This window comes from Terribacillus saccharophilus (genome assembly GCF_046592895.1).
Taxonomy (GTDB): Bacteria; Bacillota; Bacilli; order Bacillales; family Amphibacillaceae; genus Terribacillus; species Terribacillus saccharophilus_D.
In genome coordinates this window covers 1-20,536 of record NZ_JAWVPU010000005.1, presented here as the reverse complement: position 1 = coordinate 20,536, position 20,536 = coordinate 1, and the positions used below count along the sequence as shown (strand labels likewise).

The window sequence follows — 20,536 nt, the reverse complement described above, 5'->3', positions numbered from 1 at the left end:
TGCGATGGTTTTTGCTTTCTTTTTGTGCTTAGTGATAACGCCCTCCTTCTGCCGTACATAGGATAAAGGAGAAACAGGAAAGGTGTGTGGAGATGATGTATCACTACCATGCAGCAGAGCCACGCTCCCATGTGCAGCAGATGAGCGATGGCCGTCAGCGTTATTACTATGAACCGATTTATCAAACGGAATCTGATGGGCAATATAGAAATGTCTATAATCATGCAGAGACACAAGGCATTGAAAATGGCCACGGCGCAATGAGACAGGGTGAGCCATATAATTATAATCCGTATCCGCCTGAATATTTCACCCAGTGGGGCGGATGGCAGCAGCAGGCGCAGCCGTATCCGCAGCAAGTGACGCCATATGAGTATTTCAAGAAACCAACGCTTGCGCCGTACTGGCATAACTTTGCCCAGCCGACGAATGTCTATCAGCCGAAGCAGCCAGCACAGCTGACGAAAGGACTTGCATCATATTTTCAGGATAAAGACGGACAAATGGACATAAATAAGATGATGTCCACAGTCGGCCAGATGGCTTCCACCGTTCAGCAAGTTTCTCCCATTGTCAAATCCCTTGGTTCTTTTTTGAAGATATTGAAATAAACCTCAGAGAGAAAGAGAAGATGATGAAATGACAGGAATATTGTGTATCCATGGTTTCACGGGAGGTACGTACGAAGTGGAACCCTTGACCAAGCATTTATTGCACCATACGGAATGGAAAGTCGAGGCTGTCGCACTTCCTGGCCATGGCGAGGCTGACGAGCTAGCCCTTCATAATGTCGGGCACAAAGAATGGATAAAAGCTGCCGAACAAGCATATGAACGGCTGGCAAGTGAGTGCAGCCGCATATATGTGATCGGATTCTCGATGGGGGGGATGATCGCCTCCCATCTGGCTGCCAAATATGGCGCAGACAAGCTTGTACTGCTGTCAGCTTCGGGGAAATATCTGAATTGGAAGCTGTTGACGCTGGAAGCTTGGGAATACATGAAGACACATATGAGCGGTGATATCATCGAGGATTTGAATATGCTCCGGAAACAGAAAAAGGGAAAGATTCCGCTCCGGGCATTCCTTGAATTCAAAAAATGCGTGGACTATACAAAAAAGTCATTGCCGGCTGTCTCTTGTCCGGTTTTCATCGTGCAGGGTATCCAGGACAGCATGGTACCGCATCGAACCGTCAACTATTTAAATAAACATCTTGGCTCCCGGAATCAGCGAATGGTCCTATTTGATGAATCGAAGCACTTGATTTGCCTTGGGCCGGATATCGATCAGATTTGTACGCAGGTGGAGGAATTTTTGCTTGAGGCATAATTTTTCGCAAGCGGCGTTTAATATCTTTCTCCTGGGAGAAAATATAATAAAGCTGTGAATGGCGGTAGTTGCTGCTTGAAAAGGGTATATGGAGTTCCGGAAATGGTAAGACGCTTTCGGGTAGGCTTTAAAATGTAATATACAGATGATATTCATGATATCATAGATATAGGTAGAATTCGGACAAATAGTATGTTACTATTATTAAATCCAATGAATGCTTGCTTAAGGCCTCTTCCAAGCGTGGAGGAAGGCTTTTTTATTGTGTATAACTGCCGTGCTTCATCAGTGAGACTTTTTTTATATAAAGGAGTAATAAGAAATTGACAACATTTAGTTCATTAGGTATTTCTGAACCAATTTTGAAAGCATTAAACAAAATGGGATTCGAAGAGGCTACACCGATTCAAGCCGAAACGATTCCTTTCGCCCTTGAAGGCAAAGACGTACTAGGCCAAGCACAGACTGGTACTGGTAAAACAGCTGCCTTCGGTATCCCGATGATCAGCAAGATCGACCGTTCAAAACGCCAAATCCAAGGTTTGGTCATTGCACCGACTCGTGAGCTTGCAATCCAGGTAGGAGAAGAGCTTCACCGTCTTGGTCAATTCAAAGGCATCCGTACGCTTCCGGTATACGGTGGCCAGCATATGGACCGTCAGATTCGTTCATTGAAAGAAGGCCCGCACATCGTCGTAGCGACACCAGGCCGTCTGCTTGACCATATCCGCCGCAAAACAATCAATATCAGCAATGTTCACACTGCTGTATTGGATGAAGCGGATGAAATGCTTAACATGGGCTTCATCGATGATATCCGTGAAATCCTTTCATCCATCCCTGAAGAGCGCCAGACATTGCTATTCAGTGCGACAATGCCGAAGGAAATCCGTGATATCGGTACAAGATTGATGAAAGACCCTACAGAAGTAAAAGTAAAAGCAAAAGAAATGACTGTAACGAATATCGATCAGTCTTACATCGAAGTTCAGGAAAGACAGAAATTCGATACACTTTCCAACTTGCTTGATATCGATGAGCCGACATTGGCAATCATCTTCGGCAGAACGAAAAAACGTGTTGATGAAGTGACAGAAGGCTTGCAGGCTCGCGGTTTCCGCGCTGAAGGTATTCATGGCGATCTTACACAAGGCAAGCGTATGTCCGTGTTGAATAAATTCAAAAATGGCCGAGTAGAAATCTTGGTAGCGACTGATGTTGCTGCACGTGGTCTTGATATCTCTAACGTAACGCATGTTTACAACTTTGATATCCCGCAGGATCCAGAAAGCTATGTACACCGTATCGGTCGTACAGGACGTGCTGGTAAAACAGGACGAGCTGTTTCCTTCATCACGCCAAGAGAGATATCTCACTTGCACTTGATCGAGAAAACAACGAAGAGCAAGATTGCACGCCAAAATGCGCCGACTAACGATGAAGCTGCGCAAGGACAGCAGCAAATCGCTATCGACAAAATGCTTCGTACGATCGAAAACAAAGATCTGAATGCATACAACGCAAAAGCAAACGAGCTTATCAACCAGTTCGGTGCTGAAACAGTTGTTGCAGCTGCTTTGAAAATGCTGACAAAAGAGCGTCGTAATACACCGGTTCGTATTACATCCATCGCGCCGATCAGCGTAAAAGGCAACTATAAAGACAAAAAGAAATATCGTGGCGGCGGTTCCCGTGGCGGTAATGGCGACAGACGTGGCGGATATGGCCGTAATGGCAACTCACGCGGCCGTAACTACCAAGGACAAGGCAAACGTAACAGTGGTGGCGGCAATGGCGGCTACCGCGGTAAACGTAATAACGATAACTGATTGATGACAGACACCTGAGAGGGTGTCTGTTTTTTTTATTTGTTTCATCGATGAAACATAGTTCTGTTACAATCGTATGGTATAACTGGAAGAAAGGAGGAAAAACATGAAAACACAGCCGCGTAATAGAATTGCAACGGATGCCAGAAAGGTTTGGCGGATAAACGCAAGTTTGCAATTACTTTTGCTGGTCATTGCCGCAGGGGTCGTAACCTATTTCAAAAATGCTTGGTCCATTCCTGATCTTATTATTTATATCGGTTGGGCAGTAATATTAGCTGCTCTCATCATCTTCATATGGCTGCTTCCCGCTTTGCGTTGGAAAAGATGGCGTTATGAAGTATTTGAACAGGAAATATATATACAAAGCGGCATCATCATCGTGACACAAACAATCATCCCGATGATTCGGGTGCAGCATGTCGACACAGAGCAAGGGCCGGTGCTGAAGAAATTTGGCTTGGCCACAGTATCGATTTCAACAGCTGCCACGACACACAATATTCCAGCACTCGCTTTGGAGGAAGCGCTTGAGCTGCGTGATCGAATCGGCGTGCTTGCACGTGTGGAGGAAGAAGATGTCTGAACCGAAACGTATGCATCCAATCAGCATCGTCCTCCGGATGCTGAAGATCATCAAAGATAGCATTGTTCCGTTGGTCATCGCTTTTATTGCAATGTTAAGAGATCTGACCAAGTTATTTTGGTGGAGCCCATTTGCACTCATCGGGGTTGTGCTGCTTCTGAGCAGTCTGTTTGCATTTTTATATTGGTACCGCTTCACATACCGGATGGAACAGGATGAACTTCGCATCGAATCAGGGATCTTTGTGCGTAAAAAACGGTATATTTCCAAGCATCGCATCCACTCCGTCAATACGAGCGCCAATATCTTACACCGACTATTCGGCTTGGTGAAATTGGAAGTGCAGACCGCAGGCGGAGGGAAAGAGGCAGAAGGGGTGATCCCCGCCCTTTCCAAAGAAGATGCAGCTGGCATCCAGGAGTTTGTGAAGAAAAGGGAAGTTGATCTCAATCAGGATTCTATAGAAGACCATGAGGGGAAAGTGCATGTCCCGGGCCGTAAGTTAAGCTTCCCGCGCTTACTTGCTGCTGCTGCCACTTCAGGCGGAACAGGGATATTTTTCGGATTTTTATTTGCCATCATTCAGCAAGTGGACAATGTGGTGGATGTTAATATTTATTCCAGCTTGCTCGACTGGCTCGTCGGAAAAAGCTTGCTCTTGGCCATTACCTTCGTGATCGGCAGTTTGGCGGTTACTTGGATGGTCGCGATGATAGGGACTATTTTAAAATACTGCTTCTTTGACATAAACAAGCAAGGCAATGAGCTGTTCATCCAGAGAGGTCTTTTGGAGAAAAAGGAAATGACCATCCCGCTGCACAGGATCCAAGCTGTGAAAATAGAAGAGAATATTTTCCGGCAGCCATTCGGACTGCTTGCAGTCAGTGCGGAAATAGCGGGAGGAGAAGCTGGAAAAGATGATAAAAGTACTTCCACTATCCTTTTCCCGCTCTTGAAGAAATCGGAGCTGCTTGGTTTCCTGGAAGAGTTCCTGCCTGATTATATAGTCGAAAGCTCGTTTCAAAAGCCGCCAATGCGGGCGTTATTGCGTTATCTATTCCTGCCGACAGCAATATCCATCTTTATCACTGGTGTGCTTATATATTTCTTTGACTGGTACGGTCTATTTGCCTTGGTGCTTGTCGCACTGACAATCTTTTTCTGTATTTTGGACCATCGGGATGCCGGGATATCGTGGACAGAAGACATGCTGACGATGCGTTATCGGGAGCTCACACGGGTCACGGTCCATGCCCATCGTAAAAAGATACAAACTTTCTATGAATCACAGCATTACTTTCAGTCCAGGAAACAGCTTGGAACGCTGCAGATGGCTGTTGCTTCCGGAGGTGCTGCGGGAAGCAGTTTCAAAGTGAAACACTTGGAAGAGAAGGATGCAGATGATGCCTTTGATTGGTACTCATTCCGGAAATGAAAAGAACCGCACAGCATATGTGCGGTTCAATTCATGTAATCATAAATTCCGATCAGCACCAAAGCCGCGATGACGATCCAGAGAATCAGTTTCTTATTGGTTCGCCTGCCATACGGACGCTTTTTCCAGCGGTCCGGATCATAGCCTGCGTCTTCGTCACCTTGGCGGGGGCGTTTATTCCGGTAGATGGAAAAAGGCTTTGCCCCTATGAGGAAAAGCGGAGCCAGGACAAATCCTGCTGCGGCGCCTCCCAAATGAGCTGCAAGGTTTATATTGGCGCTGAATAAGGACATGATGATACCGACGATGAAGATGACGAGGATCACTTGTGCATTTCCTCGGTCCATCAAGTGTTTGCGGAACCAAATCATGAACAGATAGGCGCCGAACAGACCGTAGATGGCACCGGATGCCCCGATATGACTGACGAAGCTATATGGGTCCAACACATATGTGACGATGTTTCCGATGATGCCGGCCAGCAGATAAAATAAGGTGAACTTCAGTTTTCCGAGCATCTGCTCAAGTGCAGGTCCGAATACGACTAGGGAAAAACAATTGAAAAGGACATGTGTGATGCTTCCTGGTGCGTGCAGGAATATTGGCGTGATAAGACGCCAGTAATCTCCGAGCGAGATGAATAGATTCACTCCTGCTCCTAGTTGATAGAGGCTATTCCCAAAAGGAGTCGGCAATAGTCCGGTTATGATCCAAAGCAGCAGATTCACTGCTACGAGCAAACTGATGACAGGATATGCATACAAGTATTCTTTAAAGCTTTCAGTCCTGCGGAACAAACGAATTCCTCCTTCAACCTTCTGATAACGGTCAGCGTTGTTCATGTTTCTGGATATGGCTGTGTTTACATCATATAACTTTCCTCCCGGATTTAATACATATAGGTTACAATACTTGATAGAGAAATGCAGCGGGAAGGTAGGTTGTGCACCTATGATAAAGGGTATCGGTTTAGATATAACGGAATTGGCACGTATGGAGAAAGCTATTTTACGTAATGGGAGAATCCTGGATAAGATCCTGACAAAATCAGAACAAACGCATTGCGAATCCATGGCATCCTTTAAAAGGAAAGTGGAATTTGCTGCTGGACGTTTTGCTGCGAAGGAGGCTTATGCTAAAGCAAGGGGAACCGGCTTAGGCAAATTAGGCTTTCATGATATTGAAGTATTGCCCAATAAAGCAGGGGCGCCGGTGCTCACTGCTGTCGATCAGACAGTGGAAGAGCAAGTCTTCTTATCGATCACGCATTCGGATGCGTATGCAGCAGCCCAAGTGATCATCACCCAGCAGGAATAGAACTTTCGGTATATTTTTAAAGCATGTCTCATAGATTGTAGTGCGGGTAGGAGGGAACAGCGTGTATATTGTCACCGCAAAGGAAATGTACGAAGTGGATCGCTATGCGATGGAGGAAATCGGCATCAGCGGCAGTATTTTGATGGAGTCTGCCGGCCGAGCCATCGCTGAGAGAATGAAACCGCTGATCGGGACCACGGACAGGATCCTTGTCCTCTGTGGCTCTGGCAATAACGGCGGCGATGGATATGTGGTAGCCCGGACATTGCTGAATGAAGGATATGATGCAGCTGTTGTTCAGGTCGGCCGTAATTTGACGGCCGATGCTGCGATGCATCAGCAAGTTTATGATCGGCTGGGCGGTGAAGTGATGGATGTGGAATCGGATTCGTTTCCGCAAGCCTTGGAACAAGCGGATATCATCGTGGACGCGATGCTAGGCTTAGGAGTTCGCGGCAAGCTGCGCAGTCCGTACACGGAGACGGTCCAGGCTGTCAATGACGGTGATGCCCTTGTATTGTCCATCGATTTGCCTTCTGGTGTACCGGCTGACGATGCAGCAGACTTCGAGGGAGCCATTCAAGCTGACTGCACCTTCATCATCGAAGCTCCGAAACCGAGCGCCTTCATCCAGAAGACAGCATCTTACTACGGAACATGGGATACCGTATCCATCGGTCTGCCAGCTGCCTATCTAGGCAGACAAGCAAGTGCCAAAATATGGACAGAACAGGACGTGAAGCGGTCATTCCCGGTCAGGCAGCCTTTTTCCCATAAAGGGACACATGGCAAAGGACTTCTCATCGGGGGAGGAGTGGAGATGCCGGGATCGGTTACGATGTCCAGCATGGCTGCCCTCAGGGCTGGTGCAGGTCTTCTGACTGTCGGAACGTTGCGCCAAGTCATTCCCTCTGTTTTGTCACACTTGGCAGAAGCGACATTCACTTCTTTGGCTGAAGAGAATGGTGTGATAGTCGATACAGAGGAGTTGGATGTAAGTGCTTATGATGCGATCGTCGTGGGCATGGGGATGGGAAGGGGCGAAGCGACAGCAGCGTTGACGAAACGGGTGCTGGCAGAAGCTGAAGTTCCGGTCCTCTTGGATGCCGACGCTCTTTATCACATCAAATCCGACTTGGAAATCCTGCGGAATAGACAAGCTCCGACAGTTTTGACGCCGCATCCCGGAGAAATGGCCATGCTATTGGATATGAAAGTGCCGGAACTGCTGGAACGACCATTCGAGCTGGCTCGAAAATTTGCGATCATGCACCAAGTGCATCTCGTGCTGAAAGGGACATACACCATCATCACATCCCCTGATGGCAGTCAGGTTGTCAACACGACTGGCAACCCTGGATTGGGCAAGGGAGGTAGTGGAGATGTACTATCGGGTATTCTCCTGGCTATGCTCATGCAGCATGAAGATCACATGGAGGCAATCGCAAACGGAGTCTACATCCATGGGAAAGCAGCCGACGTATTGGTCGACGAAACACATTCACAGCAGGATCTGCTGGCAACTGATCTGATGAAAGGCCTGGCCAAAGTATTTCGTACCATTTCCGATTGACGGGGGCATGTTCTCTTTGTTCGCTTTATAGCTGACAAAGGAGTGTGACCATGAAAAAATTTGCAGGTTTGATTGTCTTTGCTGCCTTTTTATTCCTATTAGCCGGCTGCAGCGAAGCCTCTCGTGAAGATGTAGTAAAGAAGCTGGAAGAGACATCAGCTGAGCTGCAAGGCTACAAGGCCGAAGCCACTATGAAGCTGAACACAGGAGAAGAACAGCAAGCCTACGGGATTGATGTATGGTATCAAAAAGACGATCAATATCGGGTCCTATTGAAAAATGATGCAGACGAACAAGGCAGCCAGGTGATCCTGCGCAATAAAGATGGTGTCTTCGTGCTGACTCCTGCCCTGAGGAAGAGTTTCAAATTCCAAAGTGAGTGGCCCTACAACAGCAGTCAGCCTTATTTGTATCAGTCACTGGTGCAGGATGTCCTGAAAGATAACAATGCAACTTTCGAGACAACGGAAGAACATTATGTTTTCCAGACAAAGACGACGTACCAAAACAATACGACACTGCCTTATCAAGAGATATACTTCAATAAAAAGACATACACTCCAGAGCTTGTGAAAGTGCTGGATAAAGATAAAAAGCCAATGGTCGAAGTGGCATTCTCCGCTTTCAAGCTGGATCCGAAATTCACAGAAAAGGATTTCGAACTTGAGAACAATATGACCGGGTCTTTGTCCGGTGTCCCAGCATCAGCCGTACCAGCTGAACAGCAGGGATTGAATGTGCTTTATCCTACTGAAACAGCAGGTGCAACACTAGCGGAGGAAAAGGAAGTCAGTGTGGATGGAAAGGATCGTGTGATCCTAACCTATCAAGGCGAAAAGAATTTCACGCTGATCCAGGAGCCTGCGGATGTTTCCGAAGTAGCATCAGCGGCAGCGACACCTGCCAGCGGGGAACCATTCAGTCTCGGGTTTACCGTAGGAGCAATCACATCCTCCAGTCTCACATGGACGCATGATGGTGTGGATTATATGCTTGCCAGTGAAGAGCTCACTCGCGAAGAGATACAGGAAGTAGCGGCTTCCATCAGCGGCCAAGCGATAAAATGATTTCCAGAAGCAGACGGGAGCGTCTGCTTTTTTGTTTTCCTGTTATAATAAGCAAAGGTATAAATTCTAGGAGATGAATACATATGAGGATTGACCATTTTTACCGGGATTCCTGGGTGGAAATAAATCTTGATCATGTTGAATATAATATAAAACAACTGGCAGCTCATATTGGAGATGACAAAGAAATTTATGCAGTTGTCAAAGCGAACGCATATGGGCATGGATATGCGCAAATTGCACAAGCTGCTTTGGGTGCAGGAGTTCAAGCTTTAGCAGTTGCTTTCCTGGATGAAGCACTGCATTTGCGAAAGAGCGGCATACAAGCTGCCATTCTTGTGCTTGGGGCCACCCGGCCTGAAGATGCCGTGATTGCTGCCGACCATGATATCTCACTTACTTTCTACCGAAAAGATTGGCTGGAAGCAGTGCGCGCCCAGCAATTCAAAAAGCCGCTGCAGCTGCATATGAAGCTGGACTCCGGAATGGGCAGGCTTGGTTTCCGTACTGTTGAAGAAATTCAAGCTGTGCTGCCTCTGCTTGATGATGCTTCTATTCGGCTGGAAGGTGTCTATACACATTTTGCCACAGCGGACGAAGCGGATTTGACATATTATGAAGGACAGCGGAGCAAGTTTGATGAATTATTGGGGCCGATCAGGAGAGAATGGCCACACCCGATCATCGTCCATACGGATAATAGTGCAGCAAGTATGCGCTTTGCTGCGGATGAGTCGGATTTTGTACGCTTTGGCATCGGCATGTATGGACTTTATCCGTCAAAGACTGTCAAAGAAGAGCATCCGATTTCCCTCCGTCAAGCGTTTTCCCTGCACAGCAGGCTTGTGCATGTAAAGCAGCTGGAAGCGCATGAAGCTGTAAGTTACGGTGCAACCTATGAAACAGACAAACCAGAGTGGATCGGGACACTGCCGATCGGATATGCAGATGGCTGGATTCGCAAGATGCAAAACTTCGAGGTGCTTGTCGATGGCAAGAAGATGCCGATCGTAGGAAGGGTCTGCATGGATCAATGCATGGTCAAACTGGATAAAGCTTATCCGAACGGTACGGAGGTTGTCCTCATTGGGGGGCAGGAGGATGCTTTCATCAGTGTGGATGAAGTGGCAGACTGGGTCGATACCATCAATTACGAGGTCCCTTGCCTCATTGCCGCACGGATGCCACGCGTTTATAAACGCTTTGGCAGGATCGTCGAAGTCACCAATGCGCTTTCTCCTGACGGAAGCTTGTAAAATTCGGCAGAAATGTCAGCTATCCTTCCAATTTTTTTGTTTGAAAAAGACTTTTTTTATCAAAAAATTCCGGATGGTCCTTTGCAAACCTAATGCTCGGATGGTATGATGGAAATGGATTTTTACAGAAACGACCCGAGCGAATTGGTGGAGGTGTATGGTTGTGTCCGAAGGCTTACAAGAAATCGTTGTAAAGCTGCCTAAGAAACTCCTAAATGAGGTGGATGGTTTGATGCAGAATAATAACAACAGTCTCGATCATTTCTTCTATCAAGCAACGAAGTCATATGTGCAAGAAAGAAAGAATATCCGTGAAACCATGCAGAAAGGTTACATGGAAATGGCACGTATCAATCTTAATATCGCTTCAGAAGCTTTCCAAGCTGAAGAGGAGGCAGAAGTAACGTTAGAGCGCCTTGTAAGCGGGGTGTAGACCTTTGATCGTTAAAAGAGGCGAAGTCTATTTCGCCGACCTGTCCCCGGTGGTGGGATCGGAACAGGGGGGCGTGCGCCCGGTATTGGTCCTGCAGAATGATATCGGCAATCGGTTCAGTCCGACCGTCATCATCGCGGCGATAACGGCACAGATCCAAAAAGCCAAGCTGCCGACCCACGTGGAGATCGACGCCAAGAAGTATGGATTTGAACGGGATTCAGTCATTCTTCTGGAACAGATCCGAACAATCGATAAGCAGCGGCTCACAGATAAGATCACACAGCTTGATCCACAGATGATGGAGAATATCAATCGAGCACTTGAAATAAGTCTAGGCCTTACAGAGTTTTAGGTACGGACCATACCCTTACGGTAATCGTAAGGGTTTTTTGTTTTGATTTGATTTGATTTCAGTCCTGATGGATTTTGGTATATACTAAAATGAAGGCGCCATGTTGGCATGGCGCCCATATTGGTGTTATTTTAATAAGTAGATAAAAGTGACCTTGAACATATGACTGCAGCATCTTACAGCTTTTGACAAGGTGAACGTTACAATACGGGGGTTTCATGATGGCAAAAAATCTGAAGGAGATTCTGGTCGAAAATAGTAACGAACTGGTTCATATGTGGCTTGAGGAAGTTGCAAAGAAGCAGGAGGAAGTACAAAACTCAGCTATTTCACAGGATCTTTTCGAGAATACCAACCGGGAGTTCGTCAATATCATCTTCGGCAGTGTCGAGAAGGAAAGTTTGACTTCCGATTTGGACAGCTTTACAGAACGAGTTATCAATCTGGGCTGGCCGCTTAGTTATCTGACGGATGGACTGCAGCTTTTCAAACGTGTTGCAATAGAGTTTCTGATTGATCATGAAGAATTGGAAGTCCCTGTTCCGAAAGTCTTGCGGCATGTGGACGAGCTTGTGAATCCGGTTATCAACCAGCTGGTGAATGAGTATTCCGGAAGCTGGGAAAATACCGTTTCCTTGCAGCGCGTGGCATTGCAGGAGCTTTCTGCACCATTGATTCCTGTTATGGATAATATTACGGTTATGCCGCTTATCGGAACCATCGATACAGAGCGCGCCAAGTTCATCATGGAGAACTTACTGGATGGTGTGATCAAGCATCATGCGGAGGTAGTTCTTATCGATATCACGGGAGTGCCAGTGGTGGATACGATGGTTGCCCATCATATCATCCAGGCAGCAGAAGCTGTAAGGCTGATCGGTTCCACTTGCATTCTTGTAGGCATCAGACCGGAAATAGCACAGACGATCGTTAATTTGGGGATCGATCTGAGTAAATTCCCTACAAAGAGCTCTTTGCGCAAAGGATTCACAACGGCTCTGGAAATGACGAATCAAATGATCGTACAAACAAACAGCGAAGAACAGACCATAGAAGAGCTGATCGATTCGCTTGATAGGAGTGAACAAACGTGAGAATTCCAATATTGAAGCTGCATAATTATTTACTGATCAGCATTCAGATCGATTTGGATGATCAGACTGCGATTCAGTTTCAGGAAGACTTGCTTAATAAAATACATCAGAGTGGAGCAACGGGTGTGGTCATCGACCTTACTTCCGTGGATATCATCGATTCATTCATCGCCAAGGTACTGGGCGATGTGGTGACGATGTCCGACTTGATGGGTGCAAAAGTCGTCTTGACTGGAATCCAGCCGGCAGTAGCGGTGACACTAATAGATTTGGGCATTCATTTGAATGAGGTAACGACGGCATTGGATCTAGAACAAGGATTGATCAAACTGCGCCAGGAACTGGAGGAGTGAAGATGGACTTCAGAACCTGTGTGAATATACAGAAAGAATGGGACATTGTCGGTGCAAGGCAATTCGGCCGCGATTTTTCGAAGAAGCTGGGTTTCGGGATCGTTGATCAAGCGCGTATCGCCACGGCTATTTCGGAGCTTGCACGTAATATCTACCTTTATGCTGGAAGCGGGAAAGTCTGCTTTGATGAGGTAGAAAATGTCGGCTCCCGGGGCATTTGCATCGTCGCCATCGATACAGGTCCCGGTATAAAAGATATCAGTCAGGTAATGGAGGACGGTTTCTCCACATCCGGAGGTCTGGGCGCAGGTCTTCCCGGTGTGAAACGCCTGATGGATGAATTCGATATAACTACTAAAGTAGGCGAGGGGACTGAAATCCGCGTCGTTAAATGGGTTCGTTAGAGGAGGATGATGCCAGGTGGATGCGCTTAAGCTAGATCTGTCTCACTATCGGGAACTGCTCAAGCAGTATATCAATACACAAGATGAGTCTGCCTTATATGAGGCAGAGCAGATAAGTAAACGCTCCATCCAGCATAATATATCGCTGGAAGAGATCATCAACACGCATATCAATGCGCTGGAAGATATTTATCCTGATCTTCCGGAGAACATACAGCACTCGATGAGCTTCCTGCTGGAGGTAATGATTTCCTATGGCCTTGCACTTCAGGAATTCCAGGATCTGCGGGAATCGCAGCTTGAAATAAAATCTGAGATTTCCGTGGCTGCCAGAATGCAAAACACGTTGCTTTCGACCGAAAAGCCGAATGTAGAAGGTTTTGATATTGGTGTCGTCAGTGTGCCTGCCAATCAGATGAACGGTGATTACCATCATTTCATTCATCATGAGGATGGCACGGTGGGAATCACGGTTGCTGATGTGATCGGCAAGGGTATCCCGGCGGCATTGTGCATGTCGATGATCAAGTATGCAATGGAGAGTTTTCCGTCAGAACATAAGAGCCCAAGTGAAATCTTGGAAAGCCTTAATCGGGTAGTCGAGCGGAATGTCGATCCTAGCATGTTCATCACGATGTTTTATGCTCTTTTCAATCCGGCAGCCAGCACGATTTCCTATTCATCAGCAGGGCATGAGCCTGGATTCTATTATCATGCTGCTGATGATACCTTCGAGGAAATCCGCGCTAAAGGGGTTGTACTCGGTGTGACTGATATGGCGCAATACCGCCAATATGAAAGGGAAATACATGCGGGGGATATGATCATCCTGCTGACGGATGGTGTGACGGAGTGCCGTCAGGGCGACCGTTTCATCGAGAGTGAAGAAGTGCTTGAAGTGATCAAGAGCTTCTCCCACCTTTCCGCACAGGAGTTGGTGGAAAATGTGTATAAACACTTTGAAAAACTGCAGGATTTCCATCTGCGGGATGACTTCACATTAATAATTATAAAAAAAGACGTTTGAGTCGAGAATAAACGGGTATTACATAGGAATGGTAACTAGCCCTTAGGAGGTACAGAATGAATTTAACTGTTGATGTACAAGAAAGCGCAGGAAAATCAGTTGTTCTACTAGCTGGTGAAATAGATGCTTATACAGCCCCTAAATTGAAGGAGAAGCTTTTATCCCTTACAGAAAAAGAAGGAAATAAAGTGGAAGTCAATTTGGAACAGGTCAATTATATGGACAGTACCGGATTAGGTGTGTTCGTTAGCGGATTGAAATCGACGAAAGAAAACAACAGTGAATTGAAGCTCGTACAGCTGCAGGACCGTGTATACCGTTTGTTCGAGATTACAGGCTTGATCGATGTGATCGATGTTGACAAAACAGTACGAGGTGGCTATTAATTATGGAATCTTTCGATTTTATCGAGATCAAAGTACCGGCTAAACCAGAATACGTTGGCGTGATTCGCCTTACATCCTCAGGTGTTGCAAACCGGATGGGCTTTTCCTACGAAGATATCGAGGATTTGAAGGTTGCGATTTCCGAGGCTGTGACAAACACTGTAAACCATGCATATGAAAAAGATGAAGATGGCGAAGTTACGATTGGTTTCGGTGTATATGAAAATCGTCTTGAAGTGATGGTTGCTGACCATGGCGGCAGCTTCAATCTTGATCAAGTGAAACGGAATATCGGGCCGTATGAGGCTGCAGAACCCATCGAGCAACTTAGGGAGGGCGGTTTTGGTTTATTCCTGATTGACGCGTTGATGGACAAAGTGGAAATCAACAGCGATTCCGGAGTGATCGTCCTCATGACGAAATACCTTCATGAAAATGAGGTGGGGCTAGATGACGACCAAATCTCAACCACACAATAACCGTGAGGATGAGGTTTATAAATGGATAGATCATCTGCAGAAGCATCCCACAGATGAAGAGATCCAAGAAAAAATCGTACTCACATACAAAGACCTCGTCGTATCCATAGCAAGGAAATATTCCAAGAACAGCTCCATCCATGAAGATCTAGTCCAAGTGGGAATGCTCGGATTGCTCGCGGCAATCCGGCGATACAATCCGGAGTTCGGCAAGTCCTTCGAATCTTTTGCCATCCCGACGATCATCGGGGAAATCAAGCGATTCATCCGTGATAAAACATGGAGCGTCCATGTGCCGCGCCGAATCAAGGAGTTGGGACCCAAAATACGCAAGGCGATCGATGAACTGACGACGGAGAATCAACATTCGCCGACGGTAGCGGAAATCGCCGCGTACCTGGAAGTGTCCGAGGAGGACATTCTGGAGACGATGGAAATGGGTAAAAGCTACAAGGCATTGTCCGTTGACAGAAAGATCGAAGCTGATTCTGACGGCAGTACAGTAGCAATCCTGGATTTGGTAGGTTCGACCGATAATGGTTATGAAGATATCGACCGCAGAATGCTGCTCGAGAAGGTTCTTCCGATACTCAGTGAACGCGAACAGGAAATCCTGCGCTGTACCTATTTCGAGAATATGAGCCAAAAAGATACTGGTGAACAGCTCGGTATTTCCCAGATGCATGTATCACGACTGCAGCGGAGAGCATTGCGTAAATTGCGTGAAGCCTTGCAAGCTGAAGGTGCTGACAGTTTTGAGTGATCATCTCCATATGGATGTGTCGGCGTATCAAGAGCCTAAAAAAGGCAATTTTTATTGCGGGGATAGTTATTTCTATCATGAATCGGAACACGAATTCATTTGTGTACTGGCTGATGGGCTTGGGAGCGGAGAGTTTGCAAAAGAATCATCTCAAGTTGTGGTGGATGTGATCAGGGATCATGTGCATAGCGGGATAGATGAATTAATCAGAAGATCGAATGAAGTATTGGTCGGTAAGCGCGGAGTGGTATTAGGCATACTGAAAGTGGATTACAGCACAAACAGCTATTCCTTCACTTCCATCGGCAATATCGGAATCATGACGATTTCAAGCGGAAAAAAAGAGCGGTGTATTCCAAGCCAAGGTTTCCTTGCCGGGTATCCCAGGAAATATAAAATATCCCGGGGTATCTTACGGGATGATATGATATTCGTTATGTTTTCTGATGGAGTATCAGATAATGAGCTCACACAGGATCTTTTCCAAGAGAAGGATGTTCGGAAAATACGCGATATGTTCGCTCTTTCAAAGCAAAAACCACATGAAGATGATATTACATTGATTGCTATGAAATATACGGAATAGGATTGGTGCCTGAATCAGGTGCCGATCCTTTTTTTATCTGTATTGAAATTTTGATACAATGGATACAGCAGCAGTCAGGAGGAACAAAATTGGAAGCATCGATACAAGACAGACTCGTCAAATGGGTCGAATCAGAAACAGCAATCAAACAGTCATCCATCAAGCAGGTCATTCATTTGCTGGAAGAAGGTAATACAGTACCGTTCATTGCCAGATATCGAAAAGAACAGACAGGTGCACTTGATGAAGTGGAAATAAAAGCGATTCAAGATAAATGGGAATATGCACAGCAGCTTCATCAGCGAAAGACAGAAGTCATTCGTTTGATTGAGGAACAAGGTAAGCTGACAGAAGAACTCAAGCGCGATATTCTCGCAGCCATGCAGCTGCAGCGTATAGAGGACCTTTATCGTCCATATAAACAAAAAAGACGGACAAAGGCAACCATAGCAAAGGAAAAAGGACTGGAGCCGCTGGCAAAAGCGTTATATGACCAAACAATCCAGCATCTCGAAAAGGAGGCACAGGCGTATGTAGATCCTGAAAAGGAATTGCATACTGCTGATGAAGTGTTGCAGGGAGCAAGTGATATAGCGGCAGAATGGATTAGCGAGCAACCAGCTTTCCGTGATTACATCAGGGAAAAGACAGAAAAACAAGGTGTTCTGTCAACAAAAGTCAAAAAAGCCGAAGAAGATGAAAAAGGTGTATATGAAATGTACTACGCATATCAAGAGCCGATTCGTCAGATGGCGTCTCATCGTATATTGGCAGTTAATCGCGGTGAAAAAGAAGGGATACTCCGGGTGGCGGTCGAACCACCAGCCGATGTGATTCTGGCATATCTTAAACGAAAAATCATCAAGCAAAAGACATCGGATAGTGTTGCGGCACTGTTGCATACAGTGATGGAAGACAGTTATAAGCGGCTCATCCAACCTTCTGTTGAACGTGAAATCCGTGCTATGCTTTCAGAAAAAGCTGAAGAGCAGGCGATAAAGATATTCTCGGAAAACCTGAAAAACCTTTTGCTGCAGCCGCCGCTTAAAGGGCGCGTTGTCTTGGGAGTGGACCCGGCATTCCGGACAGGTTGTAAACTAGCGGTAGTCGATGAGACAGGGAAGCTGCTTGAGAAGAACGTCATCTATCCTACAGCTCCTCGCAATGATGTCAAAGGAGCAAAGAAAATCGTTGAAGCATTGCTGAATAAATACAATGTCGAATTGATTGCGATTGGTAATGGTACTGCCTCCAGGGAAACGGAGCAATTCATTGCGGATGTGATCCGGGAAACAGGAAGCAATGTCGCATATATAATCGTAAATGAAGCAGGTGCAAGTGTGTATTCAGCTTCGGAATTGGCAAGAAAAGAATTTCCCGACCTACAAGTGGAGGAACGCAGTGCGATTTCCATCGGTCGCCGGATACAAGATCCATTAGCGGAATTGGTCAAGATCGATCCGAAATCGATCGGTGTTGGTCAGTATCAGCATGATGTGGGGCAGAAGAAATTGAATGATTCGCTTGGCTTTGTGGTGGAGACTGCCGTAAACCAAGTGGGAGTCAATGTGAACACGGCCTCTGAATCACTATTGCAATACGTATCAGGGTTCAGTAAGACGGTAGCCGCCAATGTTGTGAAGCAACGTAATGAGATTGGTAAATTCACATCCCGTAAGCAGCTGAAAACGATACCTAGACTTGGAAGTAAAACATATGAGCAGAGTATTGGCTTCCTGCGTGTCTTGGACGGTGAGGAGCCGCTTGATCGAACGCCGATTCACCCAGAGAGCTATACGGTTACTAAGCAACTATTGAAGCGGCTTGGTGCAGATATGGGGGATATAGGTAGCGATCAGCTGCGAGAGAAGCTTGCTGAGCTTGATAGCAGCCAAGTGGCAGCTGAATTCGGAATTGGTGAACTGACGCTGCAGGACATCATACAGGCGCTGAATCAGCCGGGAAGAGATCCTCGTGACGATTTGTCCCAGCCTTTGTTAAAACAAGATGTGCTGGCAATGGAAGATCTCAAAGAAGGCATGGAACTTCAAGGGACTGTACGGAATGTCGTCGATTTTGGTGTGTTTGTCGATATAGGGGTAAAACAAGATGGGCTTGTCCATATTTCCAAAATGTCGAATAAATTTGTGAAACATCCAATGGATATCGCTTCAGTCGGGGATGTTGTCACTGTCTGGGTCGAGAAAGTCGACGTTGACAAACAGCGAATAGCACTTACAATGGTGAAGTGAATCCAAAGAGAAAACCCCTGACCCCTCTGGGGCGGGGGTTTTAACCTTCATTGGAATGCTGTTTTTGTTTATAAAAGAACCAGCATTGGTTCAACACCTTCAATTGGTTAACATTTTTAGTGAGAAAAGCTTGTGAAAGTTGATTTTTCAACCAATTAGGCATTCTTTTACCTCCTGCAGCCCATGGATGTCGGGAAAAATGAATGTCTGCAGCATCATATGCAGAAGTGATACAGGAGGTGCCACGGCAATGGATGATATAACGATAAATAATTTGCAGCAGAGCGTCGAAGAAATATCGATAGCATGGTTTCGTAAGCCATTTGTTGATACAGCAAGGTATAACAATCGTCTTCGCACGACAGGAGGCAGATACTTGCCAGGGAAACGAATCATTGAAATCAATCCAAAGTATTTGGAAGAACTCGGGCAGGAAGAGACAATCGGGATCATTAAACATGAGCTCTGTCATTATCATCTTCATATTGAAGGAAAGGGGTATGGGCATCGAGATCCGGAATTTCGGGAGCTTTTGCGTCAAACCGATTCCCCGCGCTTTTGCAATATGCTGCCATCAGTAAAAGAAAAGCAGCTGCTATATTATAGATGTACGAAATGCAGTCATATATACAGACGCAAAAGGACAGTGAATACCAGGAAATATGGATGCGGCAAATGCGGAGGGAAGCTGAAGAAGGTTGATAATATGGGGATTTCTAATAGATAGAACAAGAAAAAACAAAAACTTTCACTAAAAGTGTTGACGTGTTCTTGAATACATGATAAATTAATTAAGCCGTCGACGAACGGTGTTGAAAAAAATCACGAAAGTGGTTGACACATAGCGAAAGATGTTGTAATATACATAAGGTCGCTAAGATGTTATAAAGATTTATTCCACAGTAGCTCAGTGGTAGAGCTATCGGCTGTTAACCGATCGGTCGCAGGTTCGAATCCTGCCTGTGGAGCCAGTGGAGAAGTACTCAAGTGGCTGAAGAGGCGCCCCTGCTAAGGGTGTAGGTCGTGTAAGCGGCGCGAGGGTTCAAATCCCTCCTTCTCCGCCATTTCAAAATGGCCCGTTGGTCAAGCGGTTAAGACACCGCCCTTTCACGGCGGTAACACGGGTTCGAATCCCGTACGGGTCATCGTTTTCATAACGAGTCTTCAAGGCTCGGTCCGGTAGTTCAGTTGGTTAGAATGCCTGCCTGTCACGCAGGAGGTCGCGGGTTCGAGTCCCGTCCGGACCGCCATTTATTGGGCTATAGCCAAGCGGTAAGGCAACGGGTTTTGGTCCCGTGATCGTTGGTTCGAATCCAGCTAGCCCAGCTTACTTTTTTGTTGTGAGCCATTAGCTCAGTTGGTAGAGCATCTGACTTTTAATCAGAGGGTCGAAGGTTCGAGTCCTTCATGGCTCATCTGTTTGAAAACAGGATGCGCATAGATCTTCCGATGCTGTGCAACACAGACAGCATTTTTCTTTTGACTTAATGCGGTCGTGGCGGAATGGCAGACGCGCTAGGTTGAGGGCCTAGTGGGTGAATAACCCGTGGAGGTTCAAGTCCTCTCGGCCGCACCAAAAAAAAAGTGTTGACAAGTTTTGAAGCGAATGATACAATATAAAAGTTGTTCTTAATAAGCGCCCGTAGCTCAATTGGATAGAGCGTTTGACTACGGATCAAAAGGTTAGGGGTTCGACTCCTCTCGGGCGCGCCATTATTTCTTCGGGAAGTAGCTCAGCTTGGTAGAGCACTTGGTTTGGGACCAAGGGGTCGCAGGTTCAAATCCTGTCTTCCCGACCAGAAGTTCCATCCTACCGAATCAAACCAATAAAATATGCGGGTGTAGTTTAGTGGTAAAACCTCAGCCTTCCAAGCTGATGTCGAGGGTTCGATTCCCTTCACCCGCTCCATTCATACAATATGATTTATGGGCCTATAGCTCAGCTGGTTAGAGCGCACGCCTGATAAGCGTGAGGTCGGTGGTTCGAGTCCACTTAGGCCCACCATATA

At 46.4% G+C, this 20,536-nt stretch carries 23 protein-coding genes and 11 tRNA genes; 32 read left to right on the top strand and 2 right to left on the bottom strand.

Features of this window, described 5'->3' with window-relative positions:
- Positions 1-92: 92 nt before the first annotated feature.
- The 5 genes from SFC66_RS14615 (at position 93) to SFC66_RS14595 (ending at position 5,182) form a co-directional block, all read left to right on the top strand.
- Entirely contained in the window at positions 93-611 is a 519-nt protein-coding gene (locus tag SFC66_RS14615; protein ID WP_411219468.1) for a YppG family protein, read from the top strand.
- A gap of 28 nt (positions 612-639) precedes the next feature.
- On the top strand, positions 640-1,332 hold the full coding sequence (locus SFC66_RS14610) for an alpha/beta hydrolase (RefSeq protein ID WP_411219467.1): 693 nt from the start codon (positions 640-642) through the stop codon (positions 1,330-1,332).
- Positions 1,333-1,655: 323 nt separating this feature from the next.
- A complete protein-coding gene (cshA, locus tag SFC66_RS14605; RefSeq protein ID WP_411219466.1) occupies positions 1,656-3,161 on the top strand; it encodes a degradosome RNA helicase CshA in 1,506 nt (501 codons plus the stop codon).
- 106 nt (positions 3,162-3,267) lie between these two features.
- Positions 3,268-3,747, top strand: a complete 480-nt coding sequence (locus tag SFC66_RS14600; RefSeq protein WP_411219465.1) for a PH domain-containing protein — start codon at positions 3,268-3,270, stop codon at positions 3,745-3,747.
- Positions 3,740-5,182 (top strand): PH domain-containing protein, encoded by a 1,443-nt coding sequence (locus SFC66_RS14595; RefSeq protein WP_411219464.1) that lies wholly within the window; start codon positions 3,740-3,742, stop codon positions 5,180-5,182. Before SFC66_RS14600 ends, SFC66_RS14595 begins: the two co-directional genes overlap by 8 nt.
- A 26-nt stretch (positions 5,183-5,208) precedes the next feature.
- Here the strand turns inward: SFC66_RS14595 and SFC66_RS14590 are convergent, their stop codons facing one another.
- Entirely contained in the window at positions 5,209-5,979 is a 771-nt protein-coding gene (locus SFC66_RS14590; RefSeq protein ID WP_411219463.1) for a rhomboid family intramembrane serine protease, read from the bottom strand.
- A gap of 154 nt (positions 5,980-6,133) precedes the next feature.
- Here SFC66_RS14590 and acpS point away from each other — a divergent pair, with 154 nt between their 5' ends.
- The 15 genes from acpS to SFC66_RS14515 all read left to right on the top strand — a co-directional run bounded on the left by acpS (position 6,134) and on the right by SFC66_RS14515 (position 18,527).
- Entirely contained in the window at positions 6,134-6,499 is a 366-nt protein-coding gene (gene acpS / locus SFC66_RS14585; RefSeq protein WP_411219462.1) for a holo-ACP synthase, read from the top strand.
- Between the two features lie 61 nt (positions 6,500-6,560).
- Positions 6,561-8,072: an NAD(P)H-hydrate dehydratase gene (locus SFC66_RS14580; protein WP_411219461.1), complete on the top strand. Its 1,512-nt coding sequence runs from the start codon at positions 6,561-6,563 to the stop codon at positions 8,070-8,072.
- 50 nt (positions 8,073-8,122) lie between these two features.
- On the top strand, positions 8,123-9,139 hold the full coding sequence (locus tag SFC66_RS14575) for a LolA family protein (protein WP_411219460.1): 1,017 nt from the start codon (positions 8,123-8,125) through the stop codon (positions 9,137-9,139).
- An 89-nt stretch (positions 9,140-9,228) separates the two neighbouring features.
- Positions 9,229-10,395 (top strand): alanine racemase, encoded by a 1,167-nt coding sequence (gene alr, locus SFC66_RS14570; protein ID WP_411219778.1) that lies wholly within the window; start codon positions 9,229-9,231, stop codon positions 10,393-10,395.
- A gap of 157 nt (positions 10,396-10,552) precedes the next feature.
- Positions 10,553-10,828: an antitoxin gene (locus tag SFC66_RS14565; RefSeq protein ID WP_095216919.1), complete on the top strand. Its 276-nt coding sequence runs from the start codon at positions 10,553-10,555 to the stop codon at positions 10,826-10,828.
- 4 nt (positions 10,829-10,832) lie between these two features.
- Entirely contained in the window at positions 10,833-11,183 is a 351-nt protein-coding gene (locus SFC66_RS14560; protein WP_411219459.1) for a type II toxin-antitoxin system PemK/MazF family toxin, read from the top strand.
- A gap of 221 nt (positions 11,184-11,404) precedes the next feature.
- Positions 11,405-12,277, top strand: coding sequence for an STAS domain-containing protein (locus tag SFC66_RS14555; RefSeq protein ID WP_411219777.1), 873 nt, complete (start codon positions 11,405-11,407; stop codon positions 12,275-12,277).
- Positions 12,274-12,630 carry an STAS domain-containing protein gene (locus tag SFC66_RS14550; RefSeq protein WP_038558142.1) on the top strand — a complete coding sequence of 119 codons (357 nt, stop codon included), beginning with the start codon at positions 12,274-12,276 and terminating at the stop codon, positions 12,628-12,630. The genes SFC66_RS14555 and SFC66_RS14550 overlap by 4 nt, the downstream gene beginning before the upstream one ends.
- A gap of 2 nt (positions 12,631-12,632) precedes the next feature.
- Positions 12,633-13,034: an anti-sigma regulatory factor gene (locus SFC66_RS14545; protein WP_411219458.1), complete on the top strand. Its 402-nt coding sequence runs from the start codon at positions 12,633-12,635 to the stop codon at positions 13,032-13,034.
- A gap of 16 nt (positions 13,035-13,050) precedes the next feature.
- Positions 13,051-14,061 (top strand): PP2C family protein-serine/threonine phosphatase, encoded by a 1,011-nt coding sequence (locus SFC66_RS14540; RefSeq protein ID WP_411219457.1) that lies wholly within the window; start codon positions 13,051-13,053, stop codon positions 14,059-14,061.
- Between the two features lie 56 nt (positions 14,062-14,117).
- Complete coding sequence (locus SFC66_RS14535) at positions 14,118-14,447, top strand: anti-sigma factor antagonist (RefSeq protein ID WP_411219456.1); 330 nt, start codon at positions 14,118-14,120, stop codon at positions 14,445-14,447.
- 2 nt (positions 14,448-14,449) lie between these two features.
- A complete protein-coding gene (gene rsbW, locus SFC66_RS14530) occupies positions 14,450-14,926 on the top strand; it encodes an anti-sigma B factor RsbW (protein ID WP_411214996.1) in 477 nt (158 codons plus the stop codon).
- The gene (gene sigB / locus SFC66_RS14525; RefSeq protein WP_411219455.1) at positions 14,898-15,689 is read left to right on the top strand and encodes an RNA polymerase sigma factor SigB; all 792 of its coding nucleotides are present in this window, start codon (positions 14,898-14,900) and stop codon (positions 15,687-15,689) included. Before rsbW ends, sigB begins: the two co-directional genes overlap by 29 nt.
- Complete coding sequence (locus SFC66_RS14520; RefSeq protein ID WP_411219454.1) at positions 15,682-16,275, top strand: SpoIIE family protein phosphatase; 594 nt, start codon at positions 15,682-15,684, stop codon at positions 16,273-16,275. The genes sigB and SFC66_RS14520 overlap by 8 nt, the downstream gene beginning before the upstream one ends.
- A gap of 89 nt (positions 16,276-16,364) precedes the next feature.
- Entirely contained in the window at positions 16,365-18,527 is a 2,163-nt protein-coding gene (locus SFC66_RS14515) for a Tex family protein (RefSeq protein ID WP_411219453.1), read from the top strand.
- Between the two features lie 40 nt (positions 18,528-18,567).
- Here SFC66_RS14515 and cmpA read toward each other — a convergent pair whose 3' ends face one another.
- Positions 18,568-18,690 (bottom strand): cortex morphogenetic protein CmpA, encoded by a 123-nt coding sequence (cmpA, locus tag SFC66_RS14510; protein ID WP_411219452.1) that lies wholly within the window; start codon positions 18,688-18,690, stop codon positions 18,568-18,570.
- 87 nt (positions 18,691-18,777) lie between these two features.
- On the opposite strand from cmpA, the gene SFC66_RS14505 reads away from it, so the two are divergent.
- The 12 genes from SFC66_RS14505 to SFC66_RS14450 all read left to right on the top strand — a co-directional run bounded on the left by SFC66_RS14505 (position 18,778) and on the right by SFC66_RS14450 (position 20,532).
- Positions 18,778-19,254 carry a SprT family protein gene (locus SFC66_RS14505; protein WP_411219451.1) on the top strand — a complete coding sequence of 159 codons (477 nt, stop codon included), beginning with the start codon at positions 18,778-18,780 and terminating at the stop codon, positions 19,252-19,254.
- Between the two features lie 169 nt (positions 19,255-19,423).
- Positions 19,424-19,498 (top strand) — tRNA-Asn (locus SFC66_RS14500).
- 2 nt (positions 19,499-19,500) lie between these two features.
- Positions 19,501-19,591, top strand: a tRNA-Ser gene (locus tag SFC66_RS14495).
- Positions 19,592-19,600: 9 nt separating this feature from the next.
- Positions 19,601-19,672 (top strand) — tRNA-Glu (locus SFC66_RS14490).
- Positions 19,673-19,700: 28 nt separating this feature from the next.
- Positions 19,701-19,777: transfer RNA gene (locus SFC66_RS14485), tRNA-Asp, on the top strand.
- A 5-nt stretch (positions 19,778-19,782) separates the two neighbouring features.
- Positions 19,783-19,853 (top strand) — tRNA-Gln (locus SFC66_RS14480).
- Positions 19,854-19,869: 16 nt separating this feature from the next.
- Positions 19,870-19,942: transfer RNA gene (locus SFC66_RS14475), tRNA-Lys, on the top strand.
- Between the two features lie 74 nt (positions 19,943-20,016).
- Positions 20,017-20,103: transfer RNA gene (locus SFC66_RS14470), tRNA-Leu, on the top strand.
- Positions 20,104-20,163: 60 nt separating this feature from the next.
- Positions 20,164-20,240: transfer RNA gene (locus SFC66_RS14465), tRNA-Arg, on the top strand.
- Between the two features lie 9 nt (positions 20,241-20,249).
- Positions 20,250-20,326: transfer RNA gene (locus SFC66_RS14460), tRNA-Pro, on the top strand.
- A 36-nt stretch (positions 20,327-20,362) separates the two neighbouring features.
- A tRNA-Gly gene (locus SFC66_RS14455) sits at positions 20,363-20,436 on the top strand.
- Between the two features lie 19 nt (positions 20,437-20,455).
- Positions 20,456-20,532: transfer RNA gene (locus SFC66_RS14450), tRNA-Ile, on the top strand.
- Positions 20,533-20,536 lie beyond the last annotated feature (4 nt).